This is a genomic window from Rhizobium sp. BK275 (assembly GCF_014193555.1).
Lineage (GTDB): Bacteria > Pseudomonadota > Alphaproteobacteria > Rhizobiales > Rhizobiaceae > Rhizobium.
In genome coordinates, this window is sequence record NZ_JACHZL010000002.1 from 126613 (window position 1) to 139790 (window position 13178).

Below are 13178 nucleotides of genomic sequence, written 5' to 3' on the forward strand. Positions count from 1 at the left end.
GTAGCCCGAGGGATCAGGCGTTAAGGGTAGGGAGAAGCTTTTCGGCTGTCGACTCGTTCAATGCCATCGGAATGTCGTAGACGATCGCAAGCCGCATCAGCGCTTTGACGTCGACATCATGCGGCATTGGCGTCAGCGGGTCCACGAAGAAGATCAGGGCGCTGACCTCGCCGGTGGAGATCAGCGCGCCGATCTGCTGGTCGCCGCCGAGCGGACCGCTCTTGAGCCTGACAACGTGAAGGTCGGGAACCGCGTCGAGCACGCGCCCGCCCGTCGTGCCGGTGGCGACGATTTTCCATTGGGCGAGGAGATCCCTGTTGCGGCGGGCAAACTCCGCCATCTCGTCCTTCTTCTGGTCATGCGCAATCAATGCGAGGCATTTGTCGCCGGCCATGAACGGGTTCTCCACGCGTAATTCAATCGATTTGACCGCTTCTACACCAGGCGTTTGCGATTTGAAAGACAGCCCGCCGCCCGCCTGTTCAGCCTATTGCACGACCGGCTTGTCGCTTGGGACCGGGCCGACGGAAGGAAGCGCGCTGCCGGTATCGACAGGTGGTGCCGCCGCTGGGACTGCCGTCAGCGCACTCGCCGCGGAAGGGCCGCCATAGGTCTCTGCTTCCGTAGAAGCGATGGACGGGGCATCGACAACGGCAGAGCAGGCCTTCGGCAGGTCGGAGACCATGACCTCACGCGGCGGCTTCGGCGGCTTTGCACTCGGCTTCGGTGCCGCCCACGGCTCTTTCGTAAACCACCATGCGAGCGACTTGTCGCAGCCGTCGCCGGCTGCCACCGGCGCCTGCCCTGTACAGCCCTTGGCACCAACAGGGCATTTCATGCGGATGTGGAAATGCGAATCGTGCCCGTATTCGGGCCTGAGCTTGCCGAGATTGGTGCGGTCGCCCGTCCAGGTATCGCACATTTTCTTCTTGATCGCCGGGTTGACGAAGATGCGCTCGACCTGCGGATAGCTTGCCGCCAGCATCAGGAGTTCCGCCCGCTGCTTGCTCCACACTTTCGGGTCGACGGTCAGAAATTTGTCTTTCTGCAACATGGTGGTGAAGGGCAGGTCTTCCCGCTGTTCGTAGCTCATGCGCTGCGAGGGCATGGGAGTAAACCAGACATCGGCATCCAGCCCGATCTGGTGCGAGGCATGGCCGTTGGCCATCGGCCCCCCGCGCGGCTGGGCGATATCGCCGACGAGGATGCCGGGCCAGCCGATCTTGGTGCGCGCATCCTGCGAGAATTTTTCCAGAAGCGAAATCATCGCCGGATTGCCCCAGCGCCGGTTGCGCGACAGGCGCATCGCCTGCCAGGTCGGCCCGTCGGTCGGCAGCGCCTCGGCACCGGTCATGCAGCCCTTGGCGTAGAAGCCGATCGGCTGCGCCGGCCCCTGCGTCGGCAGTTTCTCGGAACCGAAAATCGCCTTGGCGCTGCCGGGGCTCGGCGTCTTCTGCTGTGCGCCGACATCGCCGGCGACAAGGCTTGCGCCCATTGCCCCGGCAAGCGTCAGCTTGCCAAACGTCCTGAAACCAGGCGTCAGTTTGCCAAACGTCCTGAAACCAAGCGTCAGTTTGCCAAACGTCCTGAAACCGAGCGTCAGTTTGCCGAGAGTTCTGAGAGTCTGGGCCTTGAAAGCCTGAACCAAGCTGAATGCCATGCCGTTTCCTTGCCGCGCCTGCCGAAGTGATTTGCAATCGAATCTACCGTGAAAAGCAATTTTGGTGAATCGATGTTTTGGCAGGCGGCGCGGGGACGGATCGCCGCAGCGTCACGCGTTGGGAAGAACCTCCGCGGTTTTGCGCACGCGCGACAGGCGCGGCAGGATGCGCTCGCAGGACAGCGCGTGCATCTCGGCGGTGAAGGAGCTCATCGCATCCTCGACGGCGATGACACCGTAATTATGGGCAAATGCATCGCGGATCGTTGCCTCGACGCCGAAATTCGTGGCGATGCCCGTCAGGATCACGGTCTTGATGCCGCGGCGGCGAAGCTGGAGGTCCAGCTCGGTGCCGTAGAAGGCGCTCCACTGATGCTTGACGATATGGACATCGGCTGCGAGCGCAGCGATTTCCACCGGTGCCGCAAGCGCGGCCTCCGAAAGACCGCCTTCGGGGAAAACCGCCGGTTCGTCCACCGGCTGGTTGACAGCATCGGCATAGTCCGGGGAGAATCCGACGGTAACGAGGATCACCGTCCCGCCTTCGGACGTCAGTTTCGTGGCGATCGCGGCGGTGTTCTCGATCACCTGCCGGGCGGAATGGGGCGCAAGCTGCCGGCCGATAATGAAGCCTTGCAGGTCGATGGAAATGAGTGCGGTGGTCTTCGGATCGTAAAGGGACATCGGGAGTCTCCGGGGAAGAAAATATGAGGATATCCTCACAATGAAAAATACGAGGATTGCCTCACAAAAATCAAGCCCTGAACCGCAAACCCGTGTGCCGAAACGGCAGCGCGGCCATGAACGCGTCGCGACCCTGCTCGAAGCGGCAGCCAGGGTCTTTCTCGAAAAAGGCTATGACGCTGCGACCATGACGGAGATTGCTGCGGCCGCGAACTCTTCGATCGGTTCGCTCTATCAGTTCTTTCCGACCAAGCCTCTGCTTGCCGAGGCGCTGCATATCGATCGCCTGCAGCGTCTGAACAGCGGGCTCGCCGAACTCGCGGAAAAGACCAGGGGGAAGAGTGCTGCCGAAATCGGCGATGCGATTTTCACGCGGCTCGGCCGCTTCATCGAGGATCATCCGGAATTTCCGGTTCTCGCAGCTAGGCGCGATGTGCCCAAGGAACGCAAGGCGAAATCGCGCGCGGAGCTTCGCGCCAGCATCGCCGCACTCCTGAAGAATGCTGAACCGTCGGTCGAGCGCGATGTCGATCTCCTGGGCGCCCTCGTCCTGGAGCTGCTGCGCATCGTCGTCGCGGCCGCCAACGACCCCGACGGCTCGGGCGATCCGCGCCTGGTCGGAGAGCTGCGCCGCATGCTCCGCAAGCGTCTCGAGGAAGTGACGCCCTGACCTCCGCTGGTAAGGTCAAAATTTCGCGAGCCCGGTAAAAAACAAAGTCTTTCCTGTTTTTCGCCTGCATTTCTCGTATTGTCGGAGAAGGCTAATAACAGGGGAAGAATGAATAGTGGCTTCGTGGTCGAAAATCAGCGTTTTGGTAGTATTTCTGGGTACGCTTATACCTGCGGCTGTATTGGCTCAGGATCAGCAGTTCCAGATTGGCAGCTCGGTCATCAGCGAGATGAAGTACAAGCCGGGCTTTACCCATTTCGACTACGTCAATCCCGATGCCCCGAAAGGCGGTGACTTGCGGCTGTCTTCCAGCGGCACTTTCGACACCTTCAATCCTTTGCTCGCAAAAGGCCAGATCGCGGTCGGCTTGGCGCGCGTTTACGACACCCTGCTGAAACCCGCCGATGACGAACTCCTGGTCTCCTATGGTCTGCTTGCCGAAGGTGTCTCCTATCCACCCGACGTCTCGAGCGCGACCTTTCGCCTTCGCAAGGAAGCGAAATGGGCCGATGGCCAGCCGGTCACGCCCGAAGACGTGATTTTCAGCCTCGACAAGACCAAGGAGCTGAACCCGCTTACCGGAAACTACTACCGTCACGTGGTCAAGGCCGAGAAGACGGGCGAGCGGGACGTTACGTTCACCTTCGACGAGAAGAACAATCGCGAACTGCCGGACATTCTGGGCCAATTGGTGATCGTGCCGAAACACTGGTGGGAAGCACCGGGACCGGATGGCAAGCCGCGAGACATTTCGAAGACAACGCTTGAGCCCGTCATGGGTTCAGGGCCGTACAAGATTGCCGCCTTCTCGGCTGGTGCGACGATCCGCTACGAATTGCGGGATGACTATTGGGGCAAGGACCTCAATGTGAACGTCGGCCAAAACAATTTCCGCAACATTCTCTACACCTATTATGGTGATCGCGATGTCGAGTTCGAAGCGTTTCGTGCCGGCAACAGCGATTACTGGCAGGAGACTTTTGCGGCGCGTTGGGCAACCGGATATGATTTCCCCGCGGTGAAGGAAGGGCGCGTCAAGAAGGAAGATGTCACCAATCCCCTGCGCTCCACCGGCATCATGCAGGCGCTCGTGCCGAATATGCGGCGCGACATCTTCAAGGACGAGCGGGTGCGCGAGGCCTTGAACTACGGTTTCGATTTCGAGGAATTGAACCGCACGATAGCCTTCAACAGCTACAAGCGCATTGACAGCTACTTCTGGAACACCGATCTTGCCTCGTCCGGCCTTCCGCAGGGCAGGGAGCTGGAAATTCTCCAGGGCCTGAAGGATCAGGTCCCCGCGGATATCTTCACCACCCCCTACAGCAATCCCGTCGGCGGAGATCCGCAGAAGAGCCGCGACAACCTTCGCAAGGCGATCTCTCTTCTGAGGGAAGCCGGCTGGGAGCTGAAGGGCAATCGCATGGTCAATGCCAAGAGCGGCCAGCCGATGAGTTTCGAGATATTGTTGTCGAGTCCCGTGCTCGAGCGCTGGGCGGTGCCCTATGCCACCAATCTGAAGAAGATCGGCATCGATGCGCGGGTCCGCACGGTCGATGCCGCGCAATATACCAACCGCGCGCGCAGCTTCGATTTCGATATGATCTGGAATGTTTGGGCTCAAACCGTGAACCCGGGCAACGAACAGGCCGACTACTGGGGATCGGGTTCCGCCAATCAGCAAGGCTCGCGCAACTATGCCGGCATTGCCAATCCGGCCATCGATGCGCTCGTTCGCATGATTATCTTTGCCCCTAATCGAGATGAGCAGGTTGCGGCCATCAAGGCCATGGACCGTGTGCTGCTCGCCAACCACTATGTCATTCCGCTGTTCTACCGCGACACCTATTCGATTGCTTATTGGAACACGGTGACACGTCCGGCAGAGTTTCCGGCATACAGCCTCGGCTTCCCCGATGCCTGGTGGTCCACCTCGGCGAAATGAGCGGACTTGCAATGCGAGGAGGCCTGCGCTCCAAATGGCATCGGCGAATCATGAAACGCCGGCACACGCCGGCAAGGGAAGGCTGGCAGATTGAACGGCAATAGACTGGACGGCATGCAGGCGAAGATATTCCCGGAGGCTCGAGACTGATGGGGGGCTATATCCTTCGCCGCCTGCTCCTGATGATCCCGACGATCATTGGCATCATGGCGATTTCCTTCATCGTCGTTCAATTCGCTCCCGGCGGCCCCGTCGAGCAGGTGATCTCCCAGTTGACCGGCCAGGCCGACAGTGCCGACCAACGCCTTTCCGGTGGCGGTGATCTCATGGCCGGAGGAGGAGACGATGCCGGTTCGAAATATCGCGGTGCGCAGGGCCTCGATCCCGAACTGATTGCCAAGCTCGAAAAGCAGTTCGGCTTCGACAAGCCGCCGCTGACCCGCTTCGGCGAGATGATGTGGAATTACATCCGCTTCGATTTCGGCGAGAGCTTCTTCCGCAACACCTCCGTGCTCGACCTTATCAAGGAGAAGCTGCCGGTTTCGATCTCGCTCGGCATCTGGATCCTGATCTTTTCCTACGCCATCTCCATCCCGCTCGGCATCCGCAAGGCGGTCAAGGACGGCTCCTCCTTCGATGTCTGGACCTCCGGCGTCATCGTCGTCGGTTATGCCGTGCCGAGTTTCCTCTTCGGCATCCTGCTGATCGTGCTGTTTGCCGGCGGTTCCTTCTACGACTGGTTTCCGCTGCGCGGCCTGGTCTCGGATAATTTCGACCAGCTTGCCTGGTGGCAGAAACCGCTCGATTATTTCTGGCATCTCACGCTGCCGCTGATCTCGCTGTCGCTGGCATCCTTCGCCACGACGACGCTCTTGACCAAGAATTCCTTCATCGACGAGATCAAGAAGCAATATGTCATCACCGCGCGTGCCAAGGGCCTGAACGAGCGCCAGGTGCTCTACGGCCATGTCTTCCGCAATGCCATGCTGATCGTCATCGCAAGCTTTCCGGCCGCCTTCATCTCCGCCTTCTTCACCGGTTCGCTGCTGATCGAGAACATCTTCTCGCTCGATGGTCTCGGCCGCCTCGGCTACCTCTCGGTCGTCAACCGAGACTATCCGATCGTCTTTGCAACGCTCTATATTTTCTCGCTGCTCGGCCTCTTCGTCGGCCTGATCTCGGACCTGATCTATACCTGGATCGATCCGCGCATCGACTTCGAGCGGAGGGATGTCTGATGGACGTCGCTGCAAACCCCACAACATCGCCCGTTCGCCCGCCCCGCAAGGGTCTGCTGTCGCCGACCAACGTCCGCCGCTGGCGGAACTTCAAGGCCAACAGGCGCGGTTACTGGTCGCTCTGGCTGTTCCTCGTCCTCTTCGTGCTCAGCCTGTTTGCCGAGTTCATCGCCAACGACAAGCCGATCATCGCCTCCTACAAGGGCGAGATCCTTTTTCCTGTCGTCATCGATTATCCCGAGGAGAAGTTCGGCGGCTTCCTCGCCGAGACGGACTACCGCTCCTCCGTCATCTCGGACGAGATCGATGCCAACGGCTGGATGATCTGGCCGCCGATCCGCTATTCCTATCAATCAGTCAATTCCAATATCCCGCATTCGGCCCCAACCGCGCCCTTCTGGCTGATGTCGGCGGAAAAGCGTTGCTCGGCCTATCCGCAAGGCATCGACGATCCCGGCTGCAGGCTTGGCAATCTCAACTGGCTCGGCACGGATGACCAGGCGCGCGACGTTCTGGCCCGGGTCATCTATGGCTTCCGCATTTCCGTTCTCTTTGGCCTGGTGCTCACCATCTGCTCGGCTGTCATTGGTGTGACGGCGGGTGCCATTCAAGGATATTTCGGCGGCTGGACGGACCTGTTTTTCCAGCGTTTCATCGAGATCTGGTCCTCGATGCCGGTGCTCTACATCCTGCTCATCATCGCCGCCATCCTGCCGCCCGGCTTCTTCGTGCTGCTCGGCATCATGCTGCTCTTCTCCTGGGTGGGCTTCGTCGGCGTCGTGCGCGCCGAGTTTCTGCGTGCCCGCAATTTCGAATATGTCCGGGCCGCCCGCGCGCTCGGCGTCAACAACCGCACCATCATGTGGCGGCATATGCTGCCGAACGCGATGGTCGCGACCCTGACCTTCCTGCCCTTCATCCTCTCCGGCTCGATCACTACCCTGACCTCGCTCGACTTCCTGGGCTTCGGCATGCCGCCGGGCTCTCCTTCGCTGGGTGAACTGATCGCCCAGGGCAAGGCCAATCTTCAGGCGCCTTGGCTCGGGCTGACGGCCTTCTTCACCATGTCGATCATGCTGTCCTTGCTGATATTCATCGGCGAAGCGGTGCGCGATGCCTTCGATCCGAGAAAGACGTTCCAATGAGTGAAGCGCTGCTCTCCGTCCGCGACCTCTCGGTCGCCTTCCATCAGGGCGGTGAAACCTCGCTTGCCGTCGACCGCATCTCCTTCGATATCGGCAAGGGCGAGGTTGTCGCGCTCGTCGGCGAATCCGGTTCCGGCAAGTCGGTGTCGGCAAGCTCCATCCTGCGGCTTCTGCCCTATCCCTCGGCCAGTCATCCGGGCGGCGAGATCTTCTTCAAGGGCAAAGATCTGCTGAAGGCGCCCGACCGCGAAATGCGCGAGGTTCGCGGCAACGACATCACCATGATCTTCCAGGAGCCGATGACATCGCTCAATCCGCTCCACACGATCGAGAAGCAGATTGCCGAAATCCTGGACCTGCATCAGGGCCTGACCGGGGAGGCGGCGCGTACCCGCGTGCTGGAACTCCTCAACCAGGTCGGCATCCGCGAGCCGGAAAAGCGCCTGAAAGCCTATCCGCACGAGCTCTCCGGCGGCCAGCGCCAGCGCGTGATGATCGCCATGGCCCTCGCCAACCGGCCCGAATTGCTGATCGCCGACGAGCCGACCACCGCGCTCGACGTCACGGTCCAGGCGCAGATCCTCGAACTCCTGCGCAAGCTGAAGGGCGAGCACGGCATGTCCATGCTCTTCATCACCCACGACCTCGGCATCGTGCGCAAGTTCGCCGACCGTGTCTGTGTCATGACCAAGGGCAAGATCGTCGAGAGCGGACCGGTGGAAGAGGTCTTCACCAATCCGAAGCACGACTACACCCGCCATTTGCTCGCCTCCGAACCGCGCGGCGAACCGCCGGTGACCGACCCCTCAAAGCCTGTTGTCATGGAAGGCAGTGACATCAAGGTCTGGTTCCCGATCAAGGCCGGTTTCATGCGCAAGGTCGTCGATCATGTGAAGGCAGTCGACGGCATCGACCTGACGCTCCGCTCCGGGCAGACGCTCGGCGTCGTCGGCGAATCCGGTTCGGGCAAGACGACGCTCGGGCTGGCGCTGACACGCCTCATCTCGTCGACGGGGCGCATATCCTTCGTCGGCAAAGATATAGCAAGCTATTCATTCACGGAAATGCGGCCGTTGCGCAACCAGCTTCAGGTCGTCTTCCAGGATCCCTATGGTTCGCTGAGCCCGCGCATGTCGGTCGGCGATATCGTCGCCGAAGGCCTGAAGGTGCATGAGCGCTCGCTCTCTGCCGCCGAGCGCGACCAGCGCGTCTGCTGGGCGCTGGAGGAGGTCGGCCTCGATCCGCTGACCCGCTGGCGTTTCCCGCATGAATTTTCCGGCGGCCAGCGCCAGCGCATCGCCATTGCCCGCGCCATGGTCCTGAAGCCGCGCTTCGTCATGCTCGACGAGCCGACCTCGGCGCTCGACATGAGCGTCCAGGCGCAGGTGGTGGACCTGCTGCGCGACCTGCAGAAGAAGCATGATCTCGCCTATCTTTTCATCAGCCACGACCTGAAGGTGGTCAAGGCGCTCGCCAACGATGTCATCGTCATGCGTTTCGGCAAGGTCGTGGAACAGGGGCCGTCAGCGGAGATCTTCCGCGCGCCGAAGGATGACTATACCAAGGCGCTGATGGCAGCCGCCTTCAATATCGAGGCGGTGCCGACAACAGCGGTCCAGCAGTAAAAGAAGATCATGCCAACAAGACCTCCCGTTCTCGTCGACCTCAAGTTCGATCCCGAAAGCACCGCCCGCATCCTGAAGACCGCCTTTGCCGATCGCGGCAGCATCAATGCCGCCGATCCCGCCAGCAAGCGGCTCGACCTGACAGGCGTGGACTATGCGCTGCTCTGGAAGCCGGATGCGGATATTTTTCAGCGCGCGCCGAACCTGAAGGTGCTCTTTTCGGGCGGCGCGGGGGTCGATAGCATCCTGTCCATTCCTGATCTGCCTGACGTTCCGATCGTCCGTTTCGTCGATCGCAGCCTGACGACCCGCATGAGCGAATGGGTGGTCATGCAATGCCTCATGCATCTGCGCCGGCAGCGCGAGCATGACCGGCATCAGCGCGACCGTGTCTGGGGCAAGCGCGTCCCGCCGGAAGCCGCCGAAATGACGGTCGGTATCATGGGCCTCGGCATTCTCGGCCAGGATGCCGCCGCCAAGCTGCGTGTTATGGGGTTCAATGTGATCGGCTGGTCGCGCTCGAAGAAGCAGGTTGACGGCATCGAAACATTCGGTGGCTCGGAACTCGATACGTTCCTGTCGAAAACCGATATTGTCGTCGGCCTGCTGCCGCTGACGCCTGACACCACGGGTCTCTACAACAAGGCCTTCTTCGCCAAGCTTCGCCAGGGCGGCGCGCTCGGCAAGCCGGTCTTCATCAATGCGGGTCGCGGCAGGAGCCAGATCCAGGCCGATATCGTCGCCTCGATTGAAAGCGGCGTGCTCGGCGGTGCCTCGCTCGATGTCTTCGAGGTCGAACCGCTGCCGGCGGATGATCCGCTCTGGCATCTGGAAAACGTCTTCATCACGCCGCATGACGCCGCGACTTCGGAAGAGAATGCACTTTTCCGTCATGTCGAGAGCCAGATAGCCCGCTTCGAACGCGGCGAGCCGCTTCAGTTCGTCGTCGATCGCACAACGGGATATTGACCTCTCTCGGAACCATCCTCCATCGCTTCTCGTTTCTTTCCAGAAGCGCCGCAGGCTTGGCTTGTGGTTTACCGGAAGGAGACGATCATGGCGCATATGGGAACGCGTTGGGGAAAGTCCGATCAGAAGCTTCATGAAGAAAACCGGATTTCGTCGCTTAAGGCCAGGCAGGGCCGCATGGGCTACCGCATTCTGACTGTGCTGATTGCCGCGCTGGTCCTGGCTTTCCTTGTCTGGATCCCAGTCGAGATCTGGGGTCAGAAGGAAGCCGATGACGTTGCCCCGCAGCAGCCCGGCCAGGAGTTGCAGTCTCAGGTTCCGGAGGCTCCGCCGCAGAACGCCGGCCCGGCACCGGCCCAGCCAGCACCCACACGATAACGTGCGGATGTCAGGCATTTAAACCACGTCCCGCAGCCATTCCCGCTGCGGGACGTTGCCTGTTGTTTTTTCTGGACTTTGCCGATCTATTTTTCGATAAGAAGGCGCACGAGCCGGTTTCGTGCGCCGGCTGCAAGACGGCCGCACCTGACCGGATTGACGGACAGGCAGGAGCTTCATGGCCAGGACCGATATCGCAAGGCGCGTCTACAATCATACCTGGAAACTCGATCCGATCGTCCGCAGTCTGATCGATACGGATTTCTACAAGCTCCTGATGCTGCAGATGATCTGGAAGCTCTATCCTGATGTCGACGCCTCCTTCACCCTCATCAACCGCACCAAACGCGTGCGCCTCGCAGAGCAGATCGACGAGGGCGAACTGCGCGAGCAGCTCGATCATGCGCGCACGCTGAGGCTCGCCAAGAAGGAGATGATCTGGCTGGCCGGTAACAGCTTCTATGGCCGCGCCCAGATCTTTGAGCCGGAATTCCTGGCCTGGCTCTCCAATTTCCAGCTGCCGGAATACGAGCTTTCCAAGAAGGACGGGCAATATGTGCTCGATTTCCATGGGTCGTGGAAGGAAACGACCATGTGGGAAATCCCGGCCCTCGCCATCATCAACGAGATGCGCTCGCGCGCAGCCATGAAGACGATGGGGCCTTTCACGCTCGATGTTCTCTATGCCCGCGCCAAGGCCAAGATGTGGGCCAAGGTGGAGAAACTGCGTGAGCTGCCGGGCCTGCGCATTTCCGATTTCGGCACCCGCCGCCGCCACAGCTTCCTCTGGCAGCGCTGGTGCGTGGAAGCGCTGAAGGAAGGCATCGGCCCAGCCTTTACTGGCACCAGCAATGTATTGCTGGCTATGGATTCCGATCTCGAAGCCGTCGGCACCAATGCCCACGAGCTGCCGATGGTCGCCGCAGCTCTCGCGGAAACCGACGAGCAGCTCAAGAACGCGCCCTACAAGGTGCTGCGCGACTGGAACAAGCTTTATGGCGGCAACCTCTTGATCGTGCTGCCGGACGCCTTCGGAACCGCCGCCTTCCTGCGCGACGCGCCGGAATGGGTGGCCGACTGGACCGGCTTCCGCCCGGACAGCGCCCCGCCGGTCGAAGGCGGCGAAAAGATCATCGACTGGTGGAAGAAGATGGGCCGCGACCCGCGCCAGAAGCTCCTGATCTTCTCCGATGGCCTCGATGTCGATGCGATCATCGATACCTACAGGCATTTCGAAGGCCGTGTCCGCATGAGCTTCGGCTGGGGCACGAACCTGACGAATGATTTCGCCGGCTGCGCGCCGAACGACAGTTCCGACTTCCTGCCGATTTCGATCGTCTGCAAGGTGAGCGACGCCAATGGCCGCCCCGCCGTCAAGCTCTCGGACAATCCCCAGAAGGCGACCGGCGAACCGGCCGAGGTCGAGCGCTATCTGAAATTCTTCGGCACCGAGGACCGGACCGATCAGGCCGTGCTGGTCTAGATCAAGGTCCTGAACGCAGCGCCGGCCAATGCCGGCGCGGCTCTTCGACCATCGTTCTGCCGCCACGGCGTGTCGGCTTGATGGCGAGCCTGTCATCCGGCGGCAGCGCGACACCGAGCTTTTCGGCAAGTGAACGGGCATCGGCCGGCGCGCGTACCTTCACGTCATTGTCGAAATAGACATAGGCATCGCGGCCCTTGGCCGAGCGTTTCAGCGGCGGCTTGATGCGCTTGGCATCGTCGGGCTCGATTCCATGCGTCCAGGCATCGATGCGCCGAGCCCAGCGATCGAGTGCCTCGTCACCATAGCCGCTGACATAAAGCTGCTCCGACCCGTGCAGGCGGCAATAGATGAAATCCGCCGTCACATCCATCAGCAGCGGCCATTCCACGGTATCGGCGACCACCAGCCCAACCTTGTGCCTGCGCAGCAGTTCGATGAATTCGAGTGCGCAGAAACTGTCGTGGCGGATTTCCAGCGCATGACGCATCGGCAGCACCCTCTCGCTCTTCGTCCAGGCTCGGCCGTCAAGCCGTTCGTCATGCCGCTTCGCCATATCGGCCGCAGCATCCGTATCCCTGGGCAGCATTGCCAGAAAATGGTCGAAGAGCTCGGCATCGAATTTCTGCCTCGGCGGAAATTGCCAGAGGATCGGCCCGAGCTTCAGCCCCAGGCGCAGCAGGCCGGATGCCAGGAAATTGGCAAGCGGCGTTTCGACGTTGCGCAGCCGTTTGAGATGGGTGATGTAGCGCGAGCCCTTCACCGAAAAGACGAAACCGTCAGGCGTTTCATCTCGCCAGCTGGCGAAGGCATCCGGCTTCTGCAGCCCGTAAAATGTGCCGTTGATCTCGATGGAAGGAAATTGCCGCGAGGCATAGGCAAGCTCGCTCTTCCTGGCCAGCCCCTTTGGGTAGAAGACGCCGCGCCAGGGCGCATAGGTCCATCCCGATATGCCGATGCGGATCGTGCCTGTTTTCGCCATGGGAGAGGAACTGTGCCGGCGCGCTCTTGTTCCCGAAAGGCGTAACTTCGCCCCGATAACTGTTCGCCTCTACGGATACGCTCAGACACATAACCAGACCTGGAGAGAAACCGTGGAAGTCACGCCTAAAATTCTGCTGAACATCAGGCAAGTCACAGAGGCGACCGGCATCAGCCGCGCCAGCATCTACCGGCAGATGAAGACCGGCCAACTTCCCTTCGTGAAACTCGGTTCCCGCACGCTGTTCCGTCCCGCGGATCTGCAGGATTTCGTCAACCGGAACCTCCAGGCTTCGGACTAGGGCCTTCATCGGTCAGGCGGCCCGAAGGGCGGATGAGGGACCCACAGGCGATGCACCAAACGATCCCGGCAAAAGATCAGCTTTAACTCACACGGAAA

Annotated in this window: 13 protein-coding genes; 9 read left to right on the plus strand and 4 right to left on the minus strand. The window is 60.8% G+C overall.

Annotated features, from left to right (window positions below; genetic code table 11):
- Positions 1 to 13: 13 nt before the first annotated feature.
- From FHT82_RS06480 to FHT82_RS06490, 3 genes are all read right to left on the minus strand, one after another.
- Entirely contained in the window at positions 14 to 394 is a 381-nt protein-coding gene (locus tag FHT82_RS06480; RefSeq protein WP_183727564.1) for a methylglyoxal synthase, read from the minus strand.
- 93 nt (positions 395 to 487) lie between these two features.
- Positions 488 to 1495, minus strand: coding sequence for a penicillin-insensitive murein endopeptidase (gene mepA, locus FHT82_RS06485; RefSeq protein WP_183729152.1), 1008 nt, complete (start codon positions 1493 to 1495; stop codon positions 488 to 490).
- A 276-nt stretch (positions 1496 to 1771) separates the two neighbouring features.
- Positions 1772 to 2344: a hydrolase gene (locus FHT82_RS06490; protein WP_183727567.1), complete on the minus strand. Its 573-nt coding sequence runs from the start codon at positions 2342 to 2344 to the stop codon at positions 1772 to 1774.
- Between the two features lie 40 nt (positions 2345 to 2384).
- Here FHT82_RS06490 and FHT82_RS06495 point away from each other — a divergent pair, with 40 nt between their 5' ends.
- The 8 genes from FHT82_RS06495 to pncB all read left to right on the plus strand — a co-directional run bounded on the left by FHT82_RS06495 (position 2385) and on the right by pncB (position 11797).
- Positions 2385 to 3014 (plus strand): TetR/AcrR family transcriptional regulator, encoded by a 630-nt coding sequence (locus tag FHT82_RS06495; RefSeq protein WP_183727569.1) that lies wholly within the window; start codon positions 2385 to 2387, stop codon positions 3012 to 3014.
- A 133-nt stretch (positions 3015 to 3147) separates the two neighbouring features.
- Positions 3148 to 4959 (plus strand): extracellular solute-binding protein, encoded by a 1812-nt coding sequence (locus FHT82_RS06500; RefSeq protein WP_348647590.1) that lies wholly within the window; start codon positions 3148 to 3150, stop codon positions 4957 to 4959.
- A 149-nt stretch (positions 4960 to 5108) separates the two neighbouring features.
- On the plus strand, positions 5109 to 6197 hold the full coding sequence (locus FHT82_RS06505; protein WP_183727570.1) for a microcin C ABC transporter permease YejB: 1089 nt from the start codon (positions 5109 to 5111) through the stop codon (positions 6195 to 6197).
- Positions 6197 to 7342, plus strand: coding sequence for an ABC transporter permease (locus FHT82_RS06510; protein WP_183727573.1), 1146 nt, complete (start codon positions 6197 to 6199; stop codon positions 7340 to 7342). Before FHT82_RS06505 ends, FHT82_RS06510 begins: the two co-directional genes overlap by 1 nt.
- Complete coding sequence (locus tag FHT82_RS06515) at positions 7339 to 8967, plus strand: ABC transporter ATP-binding protein (RefSeq protein WP_183727574.1); 1629 nt, start codon at positions 7339 to 7341, stop codon at positions 8965 to 8967. Before FHT82_RS06510 ends, FHT82_RS06515 begins: the two co-directional genes overlap by 4 nt.
- A 9-nt stretch (positions 8968 to 8976) precedes the next feature.
- Positions 8977 to 9936, plus strand: coding sequence for a glyoxylate/hydroxypyruvate reductase A (locus FHT82_RS06520; RefSeq protein WP_183727576.1), 960 nt, complete (start codon positions 8977 to 8979; stop codon positions 9934 to 9936).
- An 87-nt stretch (positions 9937 to 10023) separates the two neighbouring features.
- Positions 10024 to 10314 (plus strand): hypothetical protein, encoded by a 291-nt coding sequence (locus FHT82_RS06525; protein ID WP_183727577.1) that lies wholly within the window; start codon positions 10024 to 10026, stop codon positions 10312 to 10314.
- Positions 10315 to 10492: 178 nt separating this feature from the next.
- Positions 10493 to 11797 (plus strand): nicotinate phosphoribosyltransferase, encoded by a 1305-nt coding sequence (pncB, locus tag FHT82_RS06530; protein ID WP_183727580.1) that lies wholly within the window; start codon positions 10493 to 10495, stop codon positions 11795 to 11797.
- A gap of 1 nt (position 11798) precedes the next feature.
- Here pncB and FHT82_RS06535 read toward each other — a convergent pair whose 3' ends face one another.
- Positions 11799 to 12779 carry a DUF72 domain-containing protein gene (locus tag FHT82_RS06535; RefSeq protein WP_183727582.1) on the minus strand — a complete coding sequence of 327 codons (981 nt, stop codon included), beginning with the start codon at positions 12777 to 12779 and terminating at the stop codon, positions 11799 to 11801.
- Between the two features lie 112 nt (positions 12780 to 12891).
- On the opposite strand from FHT82_RS06535, the gene FHT82_RS30655 reads away from it, so the two are divergent.
- A complete protein-coding gene (locus FHT82_RS30655) occupies positions 12892 to 13080 on the plus strand; it encodes a helix-turn-helix domain-containing protein (RefSeq protein ID WP_183727584.1) in 189 nt (62 codons plus the stop codon).
- Positions 13081 to 13178: the final 98 nt, after the last annotated feature.